General features: G+C 74.3%; 22 protein-coding genes. 13 read left to right on the top strand and 9 right to left on the bottom strand.

Going from position 1 to position 21,166, the window contains the following annotated elements:
• Nucleotides 1–6: 6 nt before the first annotated feature.
• The gene (locus tag QWZ14_RS14065; protein ID WP_290317321.1) at nucleotides 7–1,143 is read right to left on the bottom strand and encodes an alpha-D-ribose 1-methylphosphonate 5-triphosphate diphosphatase; all 1,137 of its coding nucleotides are present in this window, start codon (nucleotides 1,141–1,143) and stop codon (nucleotides 7–9) included.
• Nucleotides 1,144–1,145: 2 nt separating this feature from the next.
• Nucleotides 1,146–1,892, bottom strand: coding sequence for a phosphonate metabolism transcriptional regulator PhnF (phnF, locus tag QWZ14_RS14070; protein WP_290317322.1), 747 nt, complete (start codon nucleotides 1,890–1,892; stop codon nucleotides 1,146–1,148).
• A 92-nt stretch (nucleotides 1,893–1,984) separates the two neighbouring features.
• On the opposite strand from phnF, the gene phnG reads away from it, so the two are divergent.
• From phnG to QWZ14_RS14115, 9 genes are read left to right on the top strand one after another with little or no spacing between them, the layout of a single operon-like run.
• Nucleotides 1,985–2,449: a phosphonate C-P lyase system protein PhnG gene (gene phnG, locus QWZ14_RS14075; RefSeq protein ID WP_290317323.1), complete on the top strand. Its 465-nt coding sequence runs from the start codon at nucleotides 1,985–1,987 to the stop codon at nucleotides 2,447–2,449.
• A complete protein-coding gene (gene phnH / locus QWZ14_RS14080; RefSeq protein ID WP_290317324.1) occupies nucleotides 2,446–3,042 on the top strand; it encodes a phosphonate C-P lyase system protein PhnH in 597 nt (198 codons plus the stop codon). The genes phnG and phnH overlap by 4 nt, the downstream gene beginning before the upstream one ends.
• Entirely contained in the window at nucleotides 3,042–4,133 is a 1,092-nt protein-coding gene (locus tag QWZ14_RS14085) for a carbon-phosphorus lyase complex subunit PhnI (protein WP_290317325.1), read from the top strand. Before phnH ends, QWZ14_RS14085 begins: the two co-directional genes overlap by 1 nt.
• Nucleotides 4,130–4,978 (top strand): alpha-D-ribose 1-methylphosphonate 5-phosphate C-P-lyase PhnJ, encoded by an 849-nt coding sequence (locus tag QWZ14_RS14090; protein ID WP_290317326.1) that lies wholly within the window; start codon nucleotides 4,130–4,132, stop codon nucleotides 4,976–4,978. The genes QWZ14_RS14085 and QWZ14_RS14090 overlap by 4 nt, the downstream gene beginning before the upstream one ends.
• Nucleotides 4,975–5,748 carry a phosphonate C-P lyase system protein PhnK gene (gene phnK, locus QWZ14_RS14095; RefSeq protein ID WP_290317327.1) on the top strand — a complete coding sequence of 258 codons (774 nt, stop codon included), beginning with the start codon at nucleotides 4,975–4,977 and terminating at the stop codon, nucleotides 5,746–5,748. The genes QWZ14_RS14090 and phnK overlap by 4 nt, the downstream gene beginning before the upstream one ends.
• Before the next feature lie 8 nt (nucleotides 5,749–5,756).
• Entirely contained in the window at nucleotides 5,757–6,455 is a 699-nt protein-coding gene (phnL, locus tag QWZ14_RS14100; RefSeq protein WP_290317328.1) for a phosphonate C-P lyase system protein PhnL, read from the top strand.
• Nucleotides 6,455–7,594 (top strand): alpha-D-ribose 1-methylphosphonate 5-triphosphate diphosphatase, encoded by a 1,140-nt coding sequence (locus QWZ14_RS14105; protein ID WP_290317329.1) that lies wholly within the window; start codon nucleotides 6,455–6,457, stop codon nucleotides 7,592–7,594. The genes phnL and QWZ14_RS14105 overlap by 1 nt, the downstream gene beginning before the upstream one ends.
• 60 nt (nucleotides 7,595–7,654) lie before the next feature.
• On the top strand, nucleotides 7,655–8,356 hold the full coding sequence (locus tag QWZ14_RS14110; RefSeq protein ID WP_290317330.1) for a DUF1045 domain-containing protein: 702 nt from the start codon (nucleotides 7,655–7,657) through the stop codon (nucleotides 8,354–8,356).
• Complete coding sequence (locus QWZ14_RS14115; RefSeq protein ID WP_290317331.1) at nucleotides 8,353–9,468, top strand: serine hydrolase domain-containing protein; 1,116 nt, start codon at nucleotides 8,353–8,355, stop codon at nucleotides 9,466–9,468. The genes QWZ14_RS14110 and QWZ14_RS14115 overlap by 4 nt, the downstream gene beginning before the upstream one ends.
• Here QWZ14_RS14115 and phnN read toward each other — a convergent pair.
• The gene (phnN, locus tag QWZ14_RS14120; protein ID WP_290317332.1) at nucleotides 9,455–9,982 is read right to left on the bottom strand and encodes a phosphonate metabolism protein/1,5-bisphosphokinase (PRPP-forming) PhnN; all 528 of its coding nucleotides are present in this window, start codon (nucleotides 9,980–9,982) and stop codon (nucleotides 9,455–9,457) included. The two genes, QWZ14_RS14115 and phnN, sit on opposite strands and share 14 nt — an antisense overlap.
• Before the next feature lie 80 nt (nucleotides 9,983–10,062).
• Between phnN and QWZ14_RS14125 the strand changes: the two genes are divergently transcribed.
• The gene (locus QWZ14_RS14125) at nucleotides 10,063–11,844 is read left to right on the top strand and encodes a gamma-glutamyltransferase family protein (protein WP_290317333.1); all 1,782 of its coding nucleotides are present in this window, start codon (nucleotides 10,063–10,065) and stop codon (nucleotides 11,842–11,844) included.
• 150 nt (nucleotides 11,845–11,994) lie between these two features.
• Here QWZ14_RS14125 and QWZ14_RS14130 read toward each other — a convergent pair whose 3' ends face one another.
• Nucleotides 11,995–13,761, bottom strand: coding sequence for a thiamine pyrophosphate-dependent enzyme (locus QWZ14_RS14130; protein WP_290317334.1), 1,767 nt, complete (start codon nucleotides 13,759–13,761; stop codon nucleotides 11,995–11,997).
• A 78-nt stretch (nucleotides 13,762–13,839) separates the two neighbouring features.
• Nucleotides 13,840–15,420 (bottom strand): fatty acyl-CoA synthetase, encoded by a 1,581-nt coding sequence (locus QWZ14_RS14135; protein WP_290317335.1) that lies wholly within the window; start codon nucleotides 15,418–15,420, stop codon nucleotides 13,840–13,842.
• Between the two features lie 181 nt (nucleotides 15,421–15,601).
• Between QWZ14_RS14135 and QWZ14_RS14140 the strand changes: the two genes are divergently transcribed.
• Nucleotides 15,602–16,048: a PsiF family protein gene (locus QWZ14_RS14140; protein ID WP_290317336.1), complete on the top strand. Its 447-nt coding sequence runs from the start codon at nucleotides 15,602–15,604 to the stop codon at nucleotides 16,046–16,048.
• Between the two features lie 9 nt (nucleotides 16,049–16,057).
• Here the strand turns inward: QWZ14_RS14140 and QWZ14_RS14145 are convergent, their stop codons facing one another.
• The 3 genes from QWZ14_RS14145 to QWZ14_RS14155 form a co-directional block, all read right to left on the bottom strand.
• Nucleotides 16,058–16,489: an OsmC family protein gene (locus QWZ14_RS14145; RefSeq protein ID WP_290317337.1), complete on the bottom strand. Its 432-nt coding sequence runs from the start codon at nucleotides 16,487–16,489 to the stop codon at nucleotides 16,058–16,060.
• 88 nt (nucleotides 16,490–16,577) lie between these two features.
• Complete coding sequence (gene cysE / locus QWZ14_RS14150) at nucleotides 16,578–17,267, bottom strand: serine O-acetyltransferase (RefSeq protein WP_290317338.1); 690 nt, start codon at nucleotides 17,265–17,267, stop codon at nucleotides 16,578–16,580.
• Between the two features lie 10 nt (nucleotides 17,268–17,277).
• On the bottom strand, nucleotides 17,278–18,345 hold the full coding sequence (locus tag QWZ14_RS14155) for a cysteine synthase A (RefSeq protein WP_290317339.1): 1,068 nt from the start codon (nucleotides 18,343–18,345) through the stop codon (nucleotides 17,278–17,280).
• Nucleotides 18,346–18,545: 200 nt separating this feature from the next.
• Here QWZ14_RS14155 and QWZ14_RS14160 point away from each other — a divergent pair, with 200 nt between their 5' ends.
• Together QWZ14_RS14160 and QWZ14_RS14165 are read left to right on the top strand one after the other, a co-directional pair.
• Nucleotides 18,546–19,340: an ImuA family protein gene (locus QWZ14_RS14160; protein ID WP_290317340.1), complete on the top strand. Its 795-nt coding sequence runs from the start codon at nucleotides 18,546–18,548 to the stop codon at nucleotides 19,338–19,340.
• Nucleotides 19,341–19,445: 105 nt separating this feature from the next.
• Nucleotides 19,446–19,901, top strand: coding sequence for a hypothetical protein (locus QWZ14_RS14165; RefSeq protein ID WP_290317341.1), 456 nt, complete (start codon nucleotides 19,446–19,448; stop codon nucleotides 19,899–19,901).
• Nucleotides 19,902–19,912: 11 nt separating this feature from the next.
• Here the strand turns inward: QWZ14_RS14165 and QWZ14_RS14170 are convergent.
• Nucleotides 19,913–21,166, bottom strand: a 1,254-nt coding sequence (locus QWZ14_RS14170) for a hypothetical protein (RefSeq protein WP_456307242.1), incomplete at its 5' end; no start/stop codon positions are given.

Raw genomic sequence — 21,166 nt, forward strand, 5'->3', positions numbered from 1 at the left:
GCCGGGCTAGCCCAGCCGCGCGACCGCCGCCGCCGTCAGCAGCGCCGCCTCCCCGGCGCAGAAGACCGCGACCACCGCCGGCCCGGCCGGATCGACCAGCACCGCATCGCCCCGCAGCCCCGGCGCCAGCGCGCCGCGGTCGCGCAGCCCGGCCGCCGCCGCCGGGTTGGCCGAGACCAGCGCCCAGGCCTCGGCCAGCCCCAGCCGCCCACGGGCCGCCATGGCGAAGGGCGCCGCCAGCAGCGCCGGCCAGTGGTAGTCGCTCGCCAGCACCGTCACCAGGCCGCGCTCGGCCAGCGGCGCGGCGCTGGCCCAGCCGAGGTGGCTGCCGCCGCGCACCACGTTCGGCGCCCCCATGACCACATGCTCGCCCTGCGCCCGCGCTTCGGCCGCCACCGCCTCGGCCATCGGGAATTCGCAGAGCCGCGCGCCGAGCCCGCGGAAGCAGGCGCGGTCCTCGAGGCTGGCGTCGTCGTGGCTGAGCATCGGGATGCCGGCAGCCGCGGCCGCCGCCGCCAGCCGCGCCCGGGCCGCCGGCACCTCGCCCCGCCGGGCCGCCACCGCCTCGACGAGGGCGCGGAATTCCTCCGCCCCCATCCCGGCCCGCCCGGCGTATTTCGCCACCTCCTTCGCATTCCCCAGCTTCTTCAGGATCGACGGGGTGTGGTCGTTGAAGCCGAGCAGGTGCACCCGCCCGGCGGCGATATCCGCCAGCGCCTCCTCCAGCGCCTCGAGGTTGTCCGCCTCGAAGCGGAGGTGCACCCGCAGGTCCAGCGGATGCGGCCGCGCCGCCGCCAGCGCCGCCAGCAGCGCCCGCCAGGTCGCCAGGGACCGCAGCCCCGGCTCCCAGGACAGGGTGACGCCGAGGAAGGCCGTGGTGATGCCGGAGGCCAGCAGCTGCGCCGCGCTGTCCCGCAGCGCCAGCGCCGGCGGGAAGCCGATTCCCGGCCGCGGCTGCAGCCCGCGCTCATGGGCGTCGCCATGGAGGTCGACCAGCCCCGGCAGCACCAGCAGCCCGGCGGCATCGAGCCGCCGCGCGGCGGCCGGCGCGGTGGCGGCGACCATCCCCCCGTCGAGCGCCAGGTCGCCGCGCCCGAGGGCGCCGTCGCGCAGCACCTCGCCGCCCTGCAGCAGCCAGGCCATGCTCAGCTCTCCACCACGATCTGCATGCGCCCGGCCGCGTAGCAGGCGAAGCTGACCTCGACCGGCTGGCCCTCGGGATCGACGTTCACCGCCTCGGTCACCAGCACCGGCCGGGTGCGGGACTGCTCCAGCAGCGCGGCCTCCTCCGGCGTCGGCATGCGGGCGGTGATGCGGGTCACCTGCCGGCGGTAGTCCGGCACCCCGAGCAAGGCCAGCGCCCGGGTGACCGAGGGATCCTCGGCCAGCAGCGCGGCGATGCCGGGGAAGCGCGCGGCGGAGAACCAGTGGCTGCCGAGCACCACCGGCCGGCCGTCGACCAGCCCCAGCCGCTCCGCCAACACCACCGGCCGGCCGCGGCGCAGCTTCAGCGTCTCGGCGACCCCCGCCTCGGCCGGCAGCTCCTCGATCCGCACCATCCGCCCCTGCGGCTCGCGGTTCTGCCGGCGGATGGTCTCGGAGAAGCGGGTGCGCGGCCCGACCGGGTAGTCCAGCACGTCCTCGGCGACGAAGCTGCCGCGGCCCTGCTCGATCCGCACCAGGCCGCGGCCTTCCAGCTCCTCCATGGCGCGGCGGACGGTGTGGCGGTTGACCGCGAAGCGGGCCGAGAGCTCCGCCTCGGTCGGCAGCCGGGCGCCGGGGCCGAGCTTGCCGGCGCCGATGTCCGTCTCCATCGCCGCGGCGATCTGGCGCCACAGCGCGATGCCCTGGCCACGCGCCAGCGCCGCGGAGGCCGTGCCGGCAGGTTTCATGAAAGCTTCAACCATGGAATTGCGCCGCCATGCGATTTTGCGGCGAACTTAATGAGCTGGACGTCCGCTTGTCTAGACTTTATCATGTCCCGATGCCGACCACCCCGACCGAACCGGATCCCACGGCCGCCCGCCGGCGCTGGATGGGCGTCCTGGCCCGCGCCGATGCCGCCACGCTGCGGACCCGCCTGGCCGAGGCCCCGCCCCTGCCGCCGCATACCCGGCTGCGCGGGCCGGAGACCGGGCTGGTCATGGCCCGCGGCCGCCAGGGCGGCGACGGCGCCCCCTTCAACCTCGGCGAGATCACCGTGACGCGCTGCAGCATACGCCTGCAGGATGGCACGGTGGGGCACGCCTATGCCACCGGCCGCGACTCCGCCCAGGCGGAGCTCGCCGCGGTGCTGGACGCGGCGCTCCAGGATGCCGGCCGGCGCCCCGCCCTGCTCGCCGCGGTGATCGAGCCGCTGGCCGCGGCCCAGGCCGCGCGCCGGGCCGCCGATGCCGCCCGCGCCGCCGCCACCCGCGTGGAGTTCTTCACCATGGCGACCATGCGATGACCGCCGCCGACCCCAGCCCCGGGCTCACCCCCGGCTTCGCCGCGCCGGTCCCCGCCGCGCAGTCCTGCTTCCGCGCCCTGCTTGAGGCGATGTCCCGCCCCGGCCTGATCCAGACCCTCACCGCGCTGCCCGAGGCGCCGGCGCCGCTCGCCCCGGCCGCCGCCGCCGCGATCCTGACCCTGGCCGATGCCGATACCCCGGTCTGGACCGACGCCGGCCCGGCGGCCGAGGCCTGGCTCCGCTTCCACGCCGGCTGCCCGCTGGTCGCCGACCCCGCCGCCGCCAGCTTCCTGCTGGCCACCGCATCGCCGCCCGACCTCGCGCTGCCGGACGCCGGCACCGAGGAGGAGCCGCACCGCTCCGCCACCCTCGTCCTGCAGGTCGCGGCGCTCGAGGCCGGCGCCGGCTGGACCCTGAGCGGCCCCGGCATCGAGACCACCCACCGCCTGCATGCCGCCGGCCTGCCCGCCGGCTTCGCCGCCGCCTGGGCCGCCAATGCCGCCCGCTTCCCGCGCGGCGTCGATCTCGTCCTCTGCGCCGGGGACAGCCTCGCCGCGCTGCCGCGCACCACCCGCCTCGAGGAGACGCGGTAATGGCCTATGTCGCCGTCAAGGGCGGGGAGCGCGCCATCGAGGCCGCCCATGCCTGGCTTGCCGAGGAACGCCGCGGCGACCCCGCGCTGGCCGAACTCTCGCTGGCGCAGATCGAGGCGCAACTCGGCCTCGCGGTCGACCGCGTCATGGCCGAGGGCGCCTGCCACGACCGCGGCCTCGCCGCGCTGGCCATCAAGCAGTCGCGCGGCGACCTGATCGAGGCGGCCTTCCTGCTGCGGGCCTATCGCACCACCCTGGCCCGCTTCGGCGCCAGCGAGCCGCTCGACACCGGCGCCATGCGCATCCGGCGGCGGATCAGCGCCACCTACAAGGAGCTGCCCGGCGGCCAGGTGCTGGGCCCCACCTTCGATTACACCCACCGGCTGCTCGACTTCGCCCTCGCGGCCGAGGGCGCGCCGCCGCCGCCCGCGCCGCGCGCCGCGGCGGCGGAGGCGACCATGCCGCGCGTCACCGGCATCCTCGCCGCCGAAGGGCTGATGGCGCCCGAGCCCGCCTCCGAGGCCGAGCCCGGCGACCTGACGCGCGAGCCGCTGGCCTTCCCCGCCGACCGGGCCCTGCGGCTGCAGGCGTTGGCCCGCGGCGACGAGGGCTTCCTGCTCTCGCTCGGCTATTCCACCCAACGCGGCTACGGCAACGCCCATCCCTTCGTCGGCGAGATCCGCATGGGCGCCGTGACAGTCGAATTCGCCCCGCCCGAGCTGGGCTTCGCCATCGAGCTCGGCGAGATCACCGTCACCGAATGCCAGATGGTGAACCAGTTCGCGGGCTCGAAGACCGAGCCGCCGCAGTTCACCCGCGGCTACGGCCTGGTCTTCGGCCATGGCGAGCGCAAATCCATGGCCATGGCGCTGGTCGACCGCGCCCTGCGGGCGGAGGAGCTGGGCGAGGCGGTCGACGCCCCGGCGCAGGTGCAGGAATTCGTGCTGCTGCACTGCGACAACGTCGAGGCGACCGGCTTCGTCGAGCACCTCAAGCTGCCGCATTACGTCGACTTCCAGTCCGAGCTGGAGAAGCTGCGCGAGCTGCGCGCGACCGCCCAGATGGCGGGCCAGCGGGAGGCCGCGGAATGACCGCGCTCGGCTACAATTTCGGCTACCTCGACGAGAACACCAAGCGGATGATCCGCCGCGCCATCCTGAAGGCGGTCGCCATCCCCGGCCACCAGGTGCCCTTCGGGGCGCGGGAGATGCCGCTGCCCTATGGCTGGGGCACCGGCGGCATCGCCGTCACCGCCAGCATCATCGGCACCGCCGATACGCTGAAGGTGATCGACCAGGGCGCCGACGACACCACCAACGCCGTCTCCATCCGCCGCTTCTTCGCCAAGGTGACGGGCGTCGCCACCACCGAGCGCACCGGCGAGGCCAGCATCATCCAGACCCGCCACCGGATCCCCGAGACGCCGCTGCGCCAGGGCCAGATCCTGGTCTACCAGGTGCCGATGCCCGAGCCGCTGTTCCGCCTGGAACCCCGCCTCGCCGAGACCCGGCGCATGCATGCGCTGGCCGACTACGGGCTGATGCATGTCAAACTCTACGAGGACATCGCCCGGCACGGCCATGTCGCCATCAGCTACGGCTATCCCGTCCTGGTCGGTGGCCGCTACCTGATGTCGCCCTCGCCGATCCCGGCCTTCGACAACCCGAAGATGGACCGCATGCCGGCGCTGCAGCTGTTCGGCGCTGGGCGGGAGAAGCGGATCTACGCGGTGCCGCCCTATACCAGCGTCCGCAGCCTCGACTTCGAGGACCATCCCTTCGTGCCGGTCCGCGCCGATGCCGCCTGCGCGCTGTGCCAGAGCCGCGAGAGCTACCTCGACGAGGTGGTGGTCGACGACCAGGGGGGGCGCATGTTCGTCTGTTCCGACACCGACTACTGCGGCACCCGCCAGTCCCACCGGGAGGCCGCGGAATGAGCGCCCCGCTGCTGCAGGCCTCCGGCCTGTCGCTCCGCTTCGGCGCCATCGCCGCGCTCGATGACGTGGCGCTCGAGATCCACCCCGGCGAGGTGGTCGCCATCGTCGGCGAATCGGGGTCGGGCAAGACCACCCTGCTCCGCGTCCTCTCGGGGCTGATGCGCCCCGAGGCCGGCACCGTCCGCTACCGCGACCCCGCCGGTGCGGTGCATTCGGTCCACGACATGGGCGAGGCCGCCATGCGCCGGCTGCACCGCAGCGACTGGGGCTTCGTCCACCAGAACCCGCGCGACGGGCTGCGCATGCGCGTCTCGGCGGGCGGCAACATCGGCGAGCGGCTGATGGCGGTCGGTGCCCGCCACTACGGCGGCATCCGGGCCGAGGCTACGGCCTGGCTGCAGCGCGTCGAGATCGACCCGGAACGGATCGATGGCATGCCGGACAAATTCTCGGGCGGCATGCAGCAGCGGCTGCAGATCGCCCGCACCCTGGTCACCCACCCCCGGCTGGTCTTCATGGACGAGCCGACCGGCGGCCTCGATGTCTCGGTCCAGGCCAAGCTGCTCGACATGATCCGCGGCCTGGTCGCCGACCTCGGCCTCGCGGTGCTGATCGTCACCCACGACATCGCCGCAGCCCGGCTGCTGGCGCACCGGCTGCTGGTGATGCGCCACGGCCGCGTGGTGGAGCAGGGGCTGACCGACCGGGTGCTGGACGACCCGCAGCACGAATATACCCAGCTGCTGGTCGCCTCGGTGCTGGCGGCATGACCATGGGCATGAGCTGGTCGATCCGCACCGAGGGCCTCGGCAAGGCCTTCACCCTCCACCTCCAGGGCGGCACCCGCATCCCCGTGCTCGGCGGGGTCGACCTCGGCGTCGCCCCCGGCGAATGCGTGGCGCTCTCCGGCCCCTCCGGCGCCGGCAAGTCGACGCTGATGCGCTGCCTCTACGGCAACTACGGCGCCGGCGAGGGCCGCATCCTGCTGCGCCACCAGGGCGAGATCCTCGACCTTGCCGCCGCCGATGCCCGGGCGGTACGGGCGATCCGCCGCGAGACGCTGGGCTACGTCTCGCAGTTCCTCCGCGTCATCCCCCGCGTCCCGACGCTCGAGATCGTCGCCGAGCCGCTGATCGCCCGCGGCACCCCGCGCGAGGCGGCGCTGGCCGCGGCCCGCGCCCTGCTGCTCCGGCTCAACCTGCCGGCCAGGCTGCACGGCCTGCCGCCGGCCACCTTCTCCGGCGGCGAGCAGCAGCGGGTGAACCTCGCGCGCGGCTTCGCGCCGGGCTATCCCGTACTGCTGCTCGACGAGCCCACCGCCAGCCTCGATGCCGCCAACCGGGAGGTGGTCATCGGCCTGATCGAGGCCGCCAAGCTTGCCGGCACCGCCATCATCGGCATCTTCCATGACACCGAGGTCCGCGACCGCGTCGCCGACCGCCTGTTCGAGGTCCTTCCCATGCCGGCCGCCGCCTGATGTCCGAGACCATCCTCACCAACGCAATGCTGGTCCTGCCCGATGCGGTCGTCGCCGGCACGATCGTCATCCGCGACGGGCTGATCGCCGAGGTCCAGCCCGGCCGCAGCAGCCTGCCCGGCGCCGTCGACTGCGGCGGCGACCACCTCATCCCCGGGGTGGTCGATGTCCATACCGACAACCTGGAACGCCAGGTCCAGCCCCGCGCCAATGCCCGCTGGCCGAGCCGCTCCGCCCTGCTGGCGCATGACGCGCAATGCGCCGCGGCCGGCGTCACCACGGTCTTCGACGCGCTCTGCCTCGGCGACCTCGGCTTCGACCCCGGCCGGGTGCAGACCTTCCGCGAAGGCGTCGCCGACCTCACCGCCCTGGTCCCGACCGGGCTGCTGAAGTCCGACCATTTCCTCCACCTCCGCTGCGAGCTGCCGGCGGTCGACATGGTCGCCTCGGTCGAATCGGTGGCCGACCACCCGCTGGTCCGCATGGTCAGCCTGATGGACCACTCCCCGGGCATCGGCCAGTACCGCGACATGGCCCGCTACCGGGTGCTGCGGCAGAAGCAGCAGCAGATGAGCGACACAGCGGTTGATGCCCGCATCGCCGAGCTGCTGGAACGCCGTGCCAGGCTGCGCGAGCCGCAGCGCCGCTGGCTGCTGGACCGGCTGGCCCACCGCGACCTGCCGCTGGCCAGCCACGACGACGACGAGATCGCCGAGGTCGCCCGCAACGCCCGTGACGGCATCCGCATCAGCGAATTCCCGGTGACGCTGGCCGCCGCCCAGGCGGCGCGGGAGATCGGCGTCGAGATCATCGCCGGCGCGCCGAACATCGTCCGCGGCGGCAGCCATTCCGGCAATGTCGCGGTCACCGAGCTGATCGCCGCCGGCGCGGTGGATGCGCTGGCCAGCGACTATGTCCCCGCCGCGCTGATCGAGGCCGCCTTCACCGCCGCGACCGGCACCGGCATCGGCCTGCCCGCGGCCGTCGCCATGATCACCGACCGCCCCGCCCGCATGGCCCGGCTGGCCGATCGCGGCCGGCTCGAGGCCGGGCTCCGCGCCGACCTCGTCCGACTGGCCGCGATCGGGGCCATTCCGGTGGTGCGCGAGGTCTGGCGCGGCGGGGCCCGCGTGGCATAATCCATGGCTGGCCCGTCCCGGGTCGCGGATATCAGCCATGCAGTTGTACCCGGCGTCCCGATGATCGGCGCCCCCGCTCCCGAGGCCCGGCTCGCCCTCTACTGGGCTCCCGGCTACGACGATCCGCTGCACCGCCTCGGCTCTGCCTGGCTCGGCCGGGACGCCGAGAGCGGCGCCCCGATGCACCAGCCGGTCCTGCCCGGCCTGGATATCGCCGAACTCACCGCCGACCCGCGCGGCTATGGCCTGCACGCGACCCTGAAGCCCCCCTTCCGCCTGGCGGTGAGCTGGGTCGAGGCCGTCGCCGCCGCCGAGGCGCTGGCCGCCCGCACCGCCCCCTTCGCGCTTCCGCCGCTGGCGGTCGCCGACCTCGACGGCTTCCTGGCGCTGCGCGAGACCACCCCCTGCCCGGCCCTGCACGCGCTGGCCGATGCCTGCGTCGAGGCGCTCGATGCCTGCCGTGCCCCGCCGGGCGAGGCCGAGCTGGCCCGCCGCCGCCGGCATGGCCTGACAGCCCGGCAGGAGGCGCTGCTCACCCGGTTCGGCTATCCGCACGTGCTGGAGGAATGGCGTTTCCACGTCACCCTCACCCGCCGCCTGAGCGCGGCGGAGAAGGCGGTGGTGCTGCCCGCCGTCACCGAGTTCCTCGGCGATGCCCCGGCCCGGCCGCGCCTGGTCAGCGAACTCGCCCTCTTCACCCAGGCGAAGGCCGGCGCCCCCTTCCTGATCGCCGAGCGCCTGCCGCTGCGCGGCGCGGCATGACCCTGGCCGCGCCGCGCCACCTCTTCCCGCGCGGCGAGGATTTCCTGCTGCTGCCGCCGACCCGGCAGCCGCATGCCTACGCGAACGTCGACCGGATGTTCGCGACCCGCGCCATCCGCCGCGGCGACCATGTCCTGCCACTTCCCTATGGCCCCGAGCTCACCCCCGGCGACGTCGCCGCCCATGTCGAACGCACCGATATCGCCGGGCTGCTGGTGCTGCACCGCGGCCAGATCCGGCTGGAGCGCTATGCCCTCGGCCTGACGGAAGCGACCCGCTGGTCCACCATGTCCATGGTGAAGTCGATGACCTCGACGCTGGTCGGCGCCGCCATCCGCGAAGGCCGCATCGGCGGGCTGGCGGACGACGTCATCCGCTACCTGCCCGCGCTGCGCGGCTCCGCCTACGATGGCGTCTCGGTGCGCGACCTGCTGACCATGTCTTCCGGCACCGCCTGGGTGGAGGATTACGCCGACCGCGGCTCGCACGTGAACCGCTACAGCAAGGCGCTGGGCGACCGGCAGCCGGGTGGCGTCGTCGCGCTGCTGCGCAGCCTCGGCCGCGCCGCGCCGCCGGGCACCCGCTTCAACTACAATACCGGCGACACCTACCTGCTCGGCTGCCTGCTCACCGCCGCCACCGGCCGTCCGCTGGCCGAGTACATGGCCGAGCGCATCTGGTCCCGCTGGGGCATGGAGCACGACGCCTACTACACCCTGGACCAGGAGGGCGGGCAGGAGATCGGCGGCAGCCGCGCCGGCATGGCGCTGCGCGACCTCGGCCGCTTCGGCCAGTTCATCCTCGCGGGCGGCGGCGATATCCTGCCCATGGGCTGGGTCGAGCAGGCCGCCCGCCCCGCCTTCGCCCTGGACCCGGCGCAGAATTCCTACGGCGCCACCGGCTACGGCTTCAGCTGGTGGATCGACCCGAACGGCGCCATGGTCGCGGTCGGCTTCGCCGGCCAGACGCTCTACGTCAACCGCGCGGCGGAGGTGGTGATCGTCACCCTCTCCTGCTGGCCGCAGCCGCCGCATGTCACCGATGGCATCGACCGCAAGGCCGAGCGCCTGGCCTTCTGCGCGGCCGTCGTGGCGGCGCTCAGCCGGGGTTGAGGCCGCGCAGCGCGGCCACCACCCGCGCCACGCCCTGCTCCACCGGCCCGTCGTTCAGCACCCGTACCACCCGCAGCCCCGGCGGCAGCCCGACCTGGCGCGCCAGCCGCGCCGCGACATCCGCCGCATCCTCCCGCCCCCGCGCCGCCAGCCGCGCCGCCAGCACCTCCGGCGGGGCGGTGATCTCCAGCACCCGCAGCGGGAAGCGCGCCGCCGCCTCGGCCAGGACGCCGCGGGAGAGGTTGGCGATGCTCGCCTGGCGCGCGTCGAGGTCCGCCGGGATGCCGTAGAGCAGCCCATGCGCCTCCCACCACAGGGCGAAGCCGCCCGCCGCCCGCTCGGCCGCGAAGCCCGCGCGGTCCAGCGCCCGGTGGTCCTCGCCCCCGGCCTCGGCCGGGCGGGTGATGGCGCGCCGGACGAAGCGGAAGCGCGGGTCGTCGGCGAGGGCCGCCCGCGCCCCCGCCATCAGCGTATCCTTCCCCGCCCCCGAGGGACCCACCACCGCCACCAGCATCCCGCGCTCTTCCGGATTGACCGGTGCCTCTCTGCCTGCCCCTATCACCGCAGGCAACGCCCCACGGAGACCGGCATCCAATGTTCACGACCCGCCCCGAGATCGCCGGCACCTTCGGCGCCGTCGCCACCACCCACTGGATCGCCTCCCAGGTCGGCATGTCGGTGCTGGAGCGCGGCGGCAATGCCTTCGATGCGGCAGCCGCCGCCGGCTTCACCCTGCAGATCGTCGAGCCGCACCTGAACGGCCCCGGCGGCGACTGCCCGATCATCCTGCACAGCGCCAGGACCGGCGCCCAGAGCGTGATCTGCGGCCAGGGCCCGGCGCCGGCCGCGCTGACGGTCGCCAAGCTGAAGGGCGAGCTCGGCCTCGACATCGTCCCCGGCACCGGCTTCCTCTGCGCCCCGATCCCCGGCGCCTTCGATGCCTGGGCGCTGATGCTGCGCGACCACGGCACCTGGCGCCTGCGCGACGTCCTCGACTACGCCATCGGCTATGCCAGCCGCGGCGCCCATGTGGTCGGCCGGGTCGCCGCCACGATCGAGACGGTCCGCCCGCTGTTCGAGACCCATTGGCCGACCTCGGCCGCCCTCTGGCTGCGCGGCATCACCCCGGGCGCGCTCTACACCAACCCCGAGCTGGCCGAGACCTATGCCCGGGTGGTGCGGGAGGCCGAGGCCGCCAGCGGCGACCGCGAGGGCCAGATCGAGGCCGCCCGCAACATCTGGTACGGCGGCTTCGTCGCCGAGGCGATCGACAGGTTCGGCCGCGAATTCGCGGCACTCGACACCTCCGGCCGCAAGCACACCAGCCTGCTGACCGGGCAGGACATGGCCGGCTGGCGCGCCGGCACCGAGGCGCCGCTGACCCACGACTACCGCGGCCATACCGTCCTGAAATGCGGCCCCTGGAGCCAGGGCCCCGCCATGCTCCAGGCGCTCGCCCTGCTCGAAGGCTTCGACCTCGCCGCCATGGACCCGGTCGGCGCCGACTATGCCCATACCGTCACCGAGGCCATGAAGCTCGCCTTCGCCGACCGCGAGGCCTTTTACGGCGACCCGGACTTCACCGACGTGCCCATGGCGACGCTGCTCTCGGCCGCCTACACGGAAGCCCGCCGCGCCCTGATCGGCCGCGAGGCCAACAACGACTTCCGCCCCGGCAGCCCGGACGGCATCGCCCCCCGCACCGACTACGCGGCCGCCATCGCCCGCTCCGGCGCGCTGGCCATGGCCGCCGGCACCGGCGAGCCCACCGTCTCCCGCCTCGGCGCCTCGGGCGGCGATACCTGCCACATCGACGTCATCGACCGCTGGGGCAATTTCGTCTCGGCCACACCCTCCGCCGGCTGGCTGCAATCCTCGCCGGCCATCCCGGGCCTGGGCTTCTGCCTCGGCTCCCGCTGCCAGATGTTCTGGCTGGACGAGAGCCTGCCCAACGGCCTCAGGCCCGGCAAGCGGCCGCGCACCACCCTCTCGCCCAGCATGGTGCTGCGCGACGGCCGCCCCTGGCTCAGCTTCGGCACCCCGGGCGGCGAGCAGCAGGACCAGTGGCAGCCCATCATGCTGACGCGGATGATCGACCACCGCTTCGGCATCCAGCAGGCCATCGACCTGCCGAGCTTCCACAGCGAACACTGGATCAGCAGCTTCTGGCCGCGCGGCGCCAAACCGGGGAAGCTGGTGCTGGAAGGCCGCTATGCGCCGGAGGTGCTGGCGGAGCTCACGGCGCGCGGTCATGGCGCGGAGATGGGCGGCGAGTGGTCCGAGGGCCGGCTGACCGGGGCGCGGCTGGAGGCGGATGGGCAGATCTTCGCCGGGGCCAATCCGCGGGGGATGCAGGGGTATGCGGTGGGACGATGAAGGTTGAAGGGGCGTTGCCCCTTCAAACTACCCCACCAAAGGCCGAAAGGCCTCTGGACACCGATCGTTAAAACTCATGGTTTCCAAAGGCCCTTCGGCCTTTGGCGGGGGTTGGCGGCACTGCTGCCAACGGGCAGAGCCCCTGCCTCTTTAGCGCGTCCGCGGCCCAACCCGCCGCGGCGCCGGGGCCGGCCCGGCCTTCGCCGCCGGCTCCTTCTCCGCCGCGCCCTCGGCCGCCTTCCGCGCCTGCTCGCGCAGCTGCGCGATGGTGCTGCGGTTGGTCACCTGCTCCGGGTTGGTCCGCACCTCGACCAGCGCCGGCTTGCCGCTGGCGATCGCCCGCTGCACCGCCGGCACCAGCTGCTCCGTCGTCTCGACGATCTCGCCATGCCCGCCGAAGCTCTCGATGAACTTCGAGAAGTCCGGATTGGTCAGCGCCGTCGCGGAGACGCGCCCCGGATAGGTCCGCTCCTGGTGCATGCGGATGGTGCCGTACATCTGGTTGTTGAAGACCAGGATGATCGGGTTGACCGAGTGGTGGAAGGCGGTGGCGATCTCCTGGCCCGTCATCATGAAGCCGCCGTCGCCGACGAAGCAGATCACGGTCCGCCCGGGGAAGGTGATCTTCGCCCCGATGGCCGCCGGCACGCCGTAGCCCATGGCGCCGTTCGTGGGCCCGAGGAAGTCCTGCTTCTCGCTGATGTGCATGAAGCGGTTCGGCCAGGTGGCGAAGTTGCCGGCATCGGTGGTGAAGATGGTATCGGCGGGCAGCACCGCCTCCAGCTCCTGCAGCGCGACGGCCAGGTTCAGCGGCCCCTCGTACTGCGCCGGCCTGGCCTGCGCCTCGCGCGCCGCCCGCAGCTCCGCGCGCCAGCCGGCCCAGGCCGGGTTGGCGATCGGCTTGGTCGCCTTGGCGGCGGCCGCGAAGGCGTTCATGTCCGAGGTGATGCCGAGCGCCGGCCGGTAGACCCGGCCGATCTCCGCCTGATCGGGGTAGACCTGAACAATGGGCGTACCGCCGGCCATGTCGAACAGGGTGTAGCCCTGGCTGATCGGCTCGCCCATGCGGGTGCCGATGGCGAGGAACAGGTCGCTCTCGCGCGCCTTGGCGACCAGCGTCGCATCCGCGCCGACGCCGAGGTCGCCGACGAAATTCGGGGAGGTGCCGTCGAACAGCCCCTGCCGGCGGAAGCTGACCGCGACGGGGATGTCGTTGGCGACGAGGAAGTCGCGGATGTCGGCGCGGCCCTGCTCGGTCCAGCAGGCGCCGCCGCCGAGCACCGCCAGCGGCTTCTGGGACTTGGCCAGCAGCCCCATCAGCCGGTCCATGGCATCGGGCGCCGGATGCGGCGGCAGCACCGCCGCCGGGCCGATGTCGGGCACCGAGGCCATGTGCTTCTGCATCTCCTCGGAGATGGCGACCACCACCGGCCCGGGCCGGCCGCTGGTCGCCACGTCGAAGGCATGCGCTATCAGCTCCGGGATGCGCGCGGCGTCGTCGATCTGCGTCACCCACTTGGCGAGCGGGGCGAACATCTTGCGGTAGTCGACCTCCTGGAAGCTCTCCCGGTCGGTCTCCTCGAAGGGGATCTGGCCGATGATGAGCACCAGCGGCGTGCTGTCCTGGAAGGCCACGTGCACGCCGATGGCGGCATGGCAGGCGCCGGGGCCGCGGGTGACGATGGCCACGCCCGCCTTGCCCGTCAGCTTGCCATAGGCCTCGGCCATGTGGACGGCGCCCGCCTCGAAGCGGCAGGTCACCAGCTGGATGCGGTTGCGCTGGGCATAGAGCCCGTCGAGCAGGTCGAGGTAGCTTTCCCCCGGCACGCAGAAGGCATGGCTGACGCCCTGCGCCACCAGCGCATCCGCCAGGATATGCCCGCCGAGACGTGCCTCGGTCCGCCGTGCCTGCGTCATGCTGTGTTCCCGTCCCATTGGTCAGAAGAAGTGCGGCGGACCATACCGGGGCGATGCCGGCGCGTCACCCCGCCCTGCCTATCCGCCCCCCAGGGCCCCGCTCTCCGTCCCGGCATAGAGCAGCCGCAACTCCCGCTTCAGCAGCTTGCCCGCGGTGTTCTTCGGCAGCGCCTCCGCGATGATGATCCGCTTCGGCAGCTTGTAGGGCGCCAGGCGCTCCCGCGCATGCGCCAGCAGCAACGCCTCGATATCCGGGGCCGCCGCGCCGCGCAGCACCACGACGGCCGCGACCGCCTCGATCCACTTCGGATCCGGCACCGCGATCACCGCCACCTCGGCCACCTCCGGGTGGGTGAAGAGCGCCTCCTCCACCTCCCGGCTGGCCACCAGCACGCCGCCGGTGTTGATCAGGTCCTTGGTGCGGTCGACGATCGCCAGGTACCCCTCGGCATCGATGGTGGCGACGTCGCCGCTGTGGAACCAGCCGCCCTCGAAGGCCTTGGCCGTCTCCTCCGGCATCCTCCAGTAGCCCAGCAGCAGCTGCGGCGAGCGGTGCACCACCTCGCCCCGCTCGCCGGGCGCCACGTCGCGCATCCCGGCATCGACCACCCGCGTCTCGACATTCATCACGGCACGCCCGATCGAGCCCGGCCGCGCCGCGTGCTCCTCCGGCCGCAGCACCGTCGCCAGCGGCGCGATCTCGGTCTGGCCGTAGCAGTTGAAGGGCCGCGCCTGCGGCAGCCGGGCGCGCAGCTCCTGCAGCACCGGCACCGGCATGATGGAGGCGCCGTACTGCACCTTCTCGAGGCTGCTCAGGTCGCGCGTGGCGAAGTCCGGGTGCTGCAGCAGGCTGATCCAGACCGTCGGCGGGGCGAAGAAGGTGGTGATCCTCGCGGACTCGATCAGCTCCAGCACCAGCGCCGGCTGCGGCGCATCGATCAGCAGGGTGAAGGCGCCGTTCAGCAGCTGCGGCATGGTGAAGGCATGCATCTGCGCGGTGTGGTACAGCGGCAGCGCCGCCAGCCCGCGGTCGTTGCGCAGCATCTCCAGCTCGACGATGCAGCTCGCGTATTCCGAGAGCAGCCCGCGATGCGACATCATCGCGCCCTTCGGCGCCCCGGTGGTGCCGGAGGTGTACATGATCTGGACGAGGTCCTCCTCGCCCACCGCCTCGCCCAGGGGCGCATCCCCGTCCCAGGACGGGTCCAGCGCGGCGGCGAGCACATCGAGCCCGGCCCCGCCCGCGTCGATGGTCCCGCCCCGCACGCCCGGCGACAGCGCCAGCGCCGCCTCGGCCGGGCCGGCCAGCGCCGGCTGGTAGAGCAGCATGGCGGCGCCGCTCTGGCGCAGCACGTAGTCCAGCTCGGCCGTGGTCAGGGCGAAATTCACCGGGACATGCACCAGGCCGGCGCGGGCGCAGCCCAGCCAGAGCAGCAGGTAGGCATCGGAGTTGCGGCCATAGGCGACCACCCGGTCGCCCGGCGCCAGGCCGGAGGCCAGCAGCCGCCGCCCGACCCGCCCCGCCGCCTGGTGCAGCGCCGCATAGCTCCAGTCCCGCCCGGCGAAGCGCAGCGCCGGCCGCGCCCCGAAGCGGGCGGCGGCCCGTTGCAGCGCGTCGCCGATGGTATTGCGCCTGGCACGGCCGATGGCATCCGACATCTCTTGCCTCCCCTGGTCGGGCCAGCTTAGGGCCCGCAGGGAAATGCGCCACCGGCCGCAGGGGGCCGCGGCCTCAGGCCAAATCTGCGTTATCGGGCGGGTTTCCATGGACCGGGCCGCCGCGCTCCGGCTTCGTGAACAGCGACGCCGCCACTTCCGGCCGCGCCGAAGCGAGGTCGCCATGCGCGTCGACTCCAAGATCCGCCGGGGCGGCCCCGGCGCCCCGCTGCTCGCCGCCGTCATCCTGCTGGCCACCGCTTCGGCCGGCCTGGCCCAAGGCCAGGGCGTGGCCGCGCCTGAGGCCGGCGCGGCGACGCGTCAGCCGAGCGCGGCGCAGGCCGCTCAGCAGGGCCGGATGCGCGACTGCAACGCCGAGGCGGGCCGACGCGATCTGACCGGCGATGCCCGCCGCCCCTTCATGAGCGAATGCCTGGCCGGGCGGATGCCGCCAGCCGCGGCCGGCAGCCCCAGCCCGGCCCAGGCGGCCCAGCGCGAGAGGATGTCCCACTGCAACGCCGAGGCCGCGACCCGCACCCTGGCGGCCGAGGCCCGCCGCGGGTTCATGCGCGACTGCCTGGCGGGCAAGACGCCGGCCGCCCCGCCTGCCACCGGCGGACGCGGCGGCTAGCGCCGGGCCTCAGCCCAGGGTCGCTTCCAGCGTGATGCTGGCGGTCAGCACCTTGGACACCGGGCAGTTCGCCTTGGCCGTCTCGGCGAGCTTGGTGAACTCCTCCTGCGACAGGCCGGGCACCTTGGCCTTCAGCACCAGCGCCACGGCCGCGATCTTCCAGCCGCCGCCTTCCTGCTCGAGCGAGACCTTCGCCTCGGTGTCGAGGCTCTCCGGCGTGTGGCCGGCGCCCGAGAGCTGGAAGGCCAGCGCCATGGTGAAGCAGCCGGCATGGGCGGCGGCGATCAGCTCCTCCGGGTTGGTTCCCGGGCCATTCTCGAAGCGGGTGTTGAAGCCGTACTGGCTGTCCTTGAGGATGCCGGACTGGGTGGTGAGGCTGCCCTTGCCCTCCTTGCCGGTGCCGGTCCAATGGGCGCTGGCGGAACGCTTGATGCTGGCCATGGGTCTGTCTCCTGTGGTTGCCACTCGTTCCGCAGAACGGGGTGCCAGGTCCGGCGTTCCCCCGGGCAGAACAGATAGGCCGCCGGTCCTATTCCGCGGCCGGCTCGCGCAGCGCCAGCCGGCGCAGCGCCGCGGTCTCGGCGCGCAACGCCGCCACCTCGGCCCGCAGCCCGGCCAGTTCCTCGCCCACCGGGTCGCAGGGCGCATCGAGCAGGCCATACCCGGGGCTCGGGGCCTGCGGCACGGCCGGCGGGCGGCCGGCCAGCGCCGGCTGCTCGCGCGGCGGCCGGGCCGGGATGCCCACCACCGTCTCCCCCGCCGGCACCTCGGCGACCACCACGGCATTGGCGCCGATCCGGGCATTGTCGCCGACCCGGATCGGCCCCAGCACCTGCGCCCCGGCGCCGATCGCCACGCCATGGCCGATGGTCGGGTGCCGCTTGCCCGGCTGGCCCGAGAGCCCGCCGAGCGTCACCCCGTGGTAGATCAGCACGTCGTCGCCGACCTCGGCGGTCTCGCCGATCACCACCCCCATGCCGTGGTCGATGAAGAGCCGCCGCCCGAGCCGGGCGCCGGGGTGGATCTCGATGCCGGTGATGAAGCGGTTGGTATGCGAGATCATCCGCGCCGGCGCCTTCAGCCCGGCCCGGTAGAGCGCATGCGCGAGGCGGTGCATCAGCACCGCCTGCAGCCCGGCATAGCAGGTGAAGGCCTCGATCCAGCCCGGCCGCGCCGGGTCCCGCGCGCGGATGCTGCGGGCCAGCTCGATCAGCTCCATCACCGCCGCCTCAGGCCAGCCAAGGCGGCACCGGCAGGCCGCGCTCGCGCAGGAATTCCGGGTTGAAGAGCTTGCTCTGGTAGCGGGCGCCGCCGTCGCAGAGGATGGTGATGATGGTATGCCCCGGCCCCATGGCGCGGGCGACGCGGATCGCCGCCGCCACGTTGATGCCGGCCGAGCCGCCGACCGAGATCCCCTCGTGGATCTGCAGGTCGAAGACCTGCTCCAGCGCCTCCGGATCGGCCACCTGCACCGCGTCGTCGATGAACTCGCGGGCGATCTCGAGGTTGCCCGGGACCCGGGCCGCCTGGCCGATGCCCTCGGTGATGGAATTCCCCTCGGCCTTCAGCACCCCGGTCTTGATCCAGCTGTACAGCGCGCTGCCCATCGGGTCGGCGAGGATGATGCGCACCCCGGGATTGCGCGCCTTCAGCGCCCGGGCGATGCCGGCCAGCGTGCCGCCGGTGCCGGCGGCGCAGGTGAAGGCATCGACTCGCCCGCCGCACTGGTCCCAGATCTCCGGGCCGGTCACCGCCTCGTGCGCCGCGCCATTGGCCAGGTTGTCGAACTGGTTGGCCCAGATCACCCGCTCCCCGGCCGCCGCCAGCTCCTCGGCGATGCGGCGCGAGACATGGACGTAATTGCCGGGGTCGCTGAAGGGCTTGGCCTCGGTCAGCCGCAGCTCGGCGCCGATCATCCGCAGGAAGTCGATCTTCTCCCGGCTCTGGGTCTTCGGGATGGCGATGATGGTGCGGTAGCCCCGGGCATTGGCCACCAGGGTCAGGCCGATGCCGGTGTTGCCGGCGGTGCCCTCCACCACGATCCCGGGCTGGCCGGGGATCAGCGTCCCGCGCCGCTCGGCATCCTCGATGATCCCGAGCCCTGCCCGGTCCTTCACGCTGCCGCCGGGCTGCATGAATTCGGCCTTGCCGAGGATCTCGCAGCCGGTGGCGGCGCTGGCCCGCGCCAGCCGGATCAGCGGGGTATTCCCGATGGCGCCGGCGAGGCCCCGGACGATATGGCCCGCAGGGGGCGCCGCGGAGGGCGCCGCGGGCGGTGTCGGCTGCTGGCGTGTCATGGCGTCTCCGGTATCTTGGGCCGTTCGGGCTGATCTGCGGCCGAGGCCGGGCGGTATTCAAGGGCTTGGCGGCGGAGAATGCCAAGATCCCCCCCGCAGGGCAGCCCCGCGTCCCGCCCCTAGCTGGCCGGGCCGCCCGGCCGGCGGGGAGGAAAGCCTTGACCGGAGGCACCGCCGTACTGGAACATAATACGAACGACATGCCCAAGCCCCCCGACGATCCCCCTCCCGGCCGCCCGGGACCGCCACGGCTCGACCGCCTCGGCCTTTCGGCGCTGCTGCGGGCGCGGGCGGCGCGCGCCATCCCCGCCCCGGACGGGGAGGGCATTCCGCTCTGCCCGCCGATCGACGGGGTCCTGCCCGGCGGCGGCCTCGCCCGGGCGGCGCTGCACGAGGTGCTGGCCGCCGACCCCGCCGCCGCCGCCGGCTTCTGCGCCCTGGTCCTCGCCCGTGCCGCCGCCGGCCGCGGCCCCGTGCTCTGGATCGCCGCCGCCCCCGGCGAGCGGCCGCCGGGCCTGGGCCGCTTCGGCCTCGCCCCGGCCGAGCTCGTGCTGGTGCGGGCGCCGCGACCGGCCGATGCCTTCTGGGCGATGGAGGAAGGCCTGCGCTGCCCCGGCGTCGCCGCCGCGGTGCTGGTCCTGCCGGAGCCCGGCCCCGAGACGGGTTGCGAGCCCGAGTCCGGCCCCGACTCCGGCTGGCCCGACCGCCTGCGCCTAGCGGCGGGGACCGGCGGCGCGCTCGGGCTGCTGCTGCGGCCGGACCATGAAGGGCCGGGGCTGGCCGCCGCCCTCACCCGCTGGCGGGTCGCCGCCCTCTCCGGCCATGCCTCGCCGCTCGACGACCCCCGCTGGCGCCTCGCGCTGCTGCGCGGCCGCGGCACCCAGCCGGCCGCCTGGGCGGTGACCTGGCGCCCGGCGGCGGAGCGGCTGGACGTCGAGGGCGCCGAGCAGTCGCCGCCGCCGCCCCGCCGCGCCCTCGGCCGCCGCGGCGGCTGACCGGCCGGGGAGGCCGGACCGCCTGCCATGCTTCTCCGGCCGCGGCTTTATTTGCGAATGCTTCTCAGTTGCGGTAGCCTCGCCCAACACGACGGAGATCGCGCAATGGCGACACATGGCCTCCCCGCCTGGCCCTGGGCCGGCACCGAAACCGCCGACCTGCCCCCGGCCGAGTCGCTGCTGCTGGAGGCGATCCGCCGCTGGGCCGGCGCGGCGCGCGAGGGCGCCCCGGCGCGCGCCGCCTGCCGCCTGCCCCTGATCGCCGAGGACGCCGGCGCCGCCGCCCTGCCGCTCGACGGCCTGCTGCATGCCGTCGCCGCCGCCGGACGGGGCGGCGGCCTGCCGCCCATCGGCTGCCCGCTCTGCCCCTGCGTCACCCCGGCCGAGGCCGACCTGCTGCTCGCCGCCGCCCTGGCCCAGCGCGGCTGCCGCGCCCAGGCGCTGGGCCTGCTGCTGCGCCACCTGCCGCTGGCGGCGGCGGCGGCGGCGGTGCCCCAGGCCATGCTGCTCGGCGCCCGGCTGCGGACCGCGGGCCTGGTGCTGCGCAACCCGCTGCGCTGAGCGCCCCGCGGCTAGCCCAGCCCGCCCAGCCGCAACCCCTGGCGGTAGAGCGCCCGGTCCCCGGCCAGGCGCAGCGGCGTGCGCTGCAGCGCCTGCTCCAGCGTGAAGCCGGGCTCGATCGCCAGCAGCCTCGCGCGCACCGCCGCCGCGGCCTCCCGGTCGCCGAGATGCCCGAGTGCCGCCAGCAGCACCTTCTGCGGGAAGCTGAAGCCCGGCTGCAGCGCGATCGCCGCGCGGCAGACCGCGGCCGCCTCGGCGTGCCGGCCCAGCAGCAGCAGCGGCACCGCCCGCGCCGCGTCGAAGAAGAAGGCGTGCGGGTGGCAGGGCGCCAGCGCCCGGTAGCGGTCCAGCCGCCGCAGCGCCGCCGCATGCTCGCCGAGGTAGCTCTCGGCCATGCCGAGGAAGACCCAGGCCATCGCCAGGTTCGGGTTCAGCGCCAGCGCCCGCCGGTGCAGCGCCGCCGCCTCCTCGACCCGGTGGTGCACGAAGGCATGGACATGGCCGAGGATGGTCAGCGCCTGGGCATCCAGCGGGTCGAGCGCGATGGCCCGGCTCGCCAGCCGCTCCGCCGCCGCCATCGCCTCCTGCTCCTGCCCCGCGGCCCAGCCCTGGCCGAGCAGGAACACATGCCAGTAGGCGTGCCAGGCCAGGGCCGGGGCGTAGTCCGGCTCCAGCGCCGTCGCCTGCCGCAGCCAGTCGCCGGCGGCGAGGAAGCCGGCCTGGTCCAGCCGGTGGATCGCCGGGATCGCCCGCAGCAGCAGCTCATAGGCCGAGGCGCCGGTGGCCGCCCCGGCCCGGACCTGCGCCCGCCCGGCCTCGATCAGCAGGATGTCCGGGTCGATCCGGGCGACCACCGCCGCCGCCACCTCGTCCTGCAGGTCCAGCAGGTCGCCCGCCTCCCGCTCGAAGCGCTGGGTCCAGACCACCCCCGCCGGCGGCCGCAGGTCGGTCAGCCGCAGCGAGATCCGCACCCGCGCCCCCTCCGGGCCGGTGCCGGGCGCCGGCCCGCCCCGCCGCACCGTGCCGGTCAGCAGGAAATCGAGCCCGAGGGTCCGGGCCGCCGCCGCCGCCCCCTCCCGCGCCGCGGCGGCGGCGAGGGAGCTGCTGTCCACCACGAACATCCAGCGCAGGCAGGCCAGGGCCGCGGTGATCTCCTCGGCCAGCCCGACCGAGAGGTCCTCCTCCGGCAGCGGTCCCGGCGCGGCCAGCGGCAGCACCTCGATCCGCGCCCGCCGCGCCGCCAGCCTGGCCGGCGCCGGCGCCTC

Source organism: Paeniroseomonas aquatica (assembly GCF_030409335.1).
Taxonomy (GTDB): Bacteria; Pseudomonadota; Alphaproteobacteria; order Acetobacterales; family Acetobacteraceae; genus Belnapia; species Belnapia aquatica.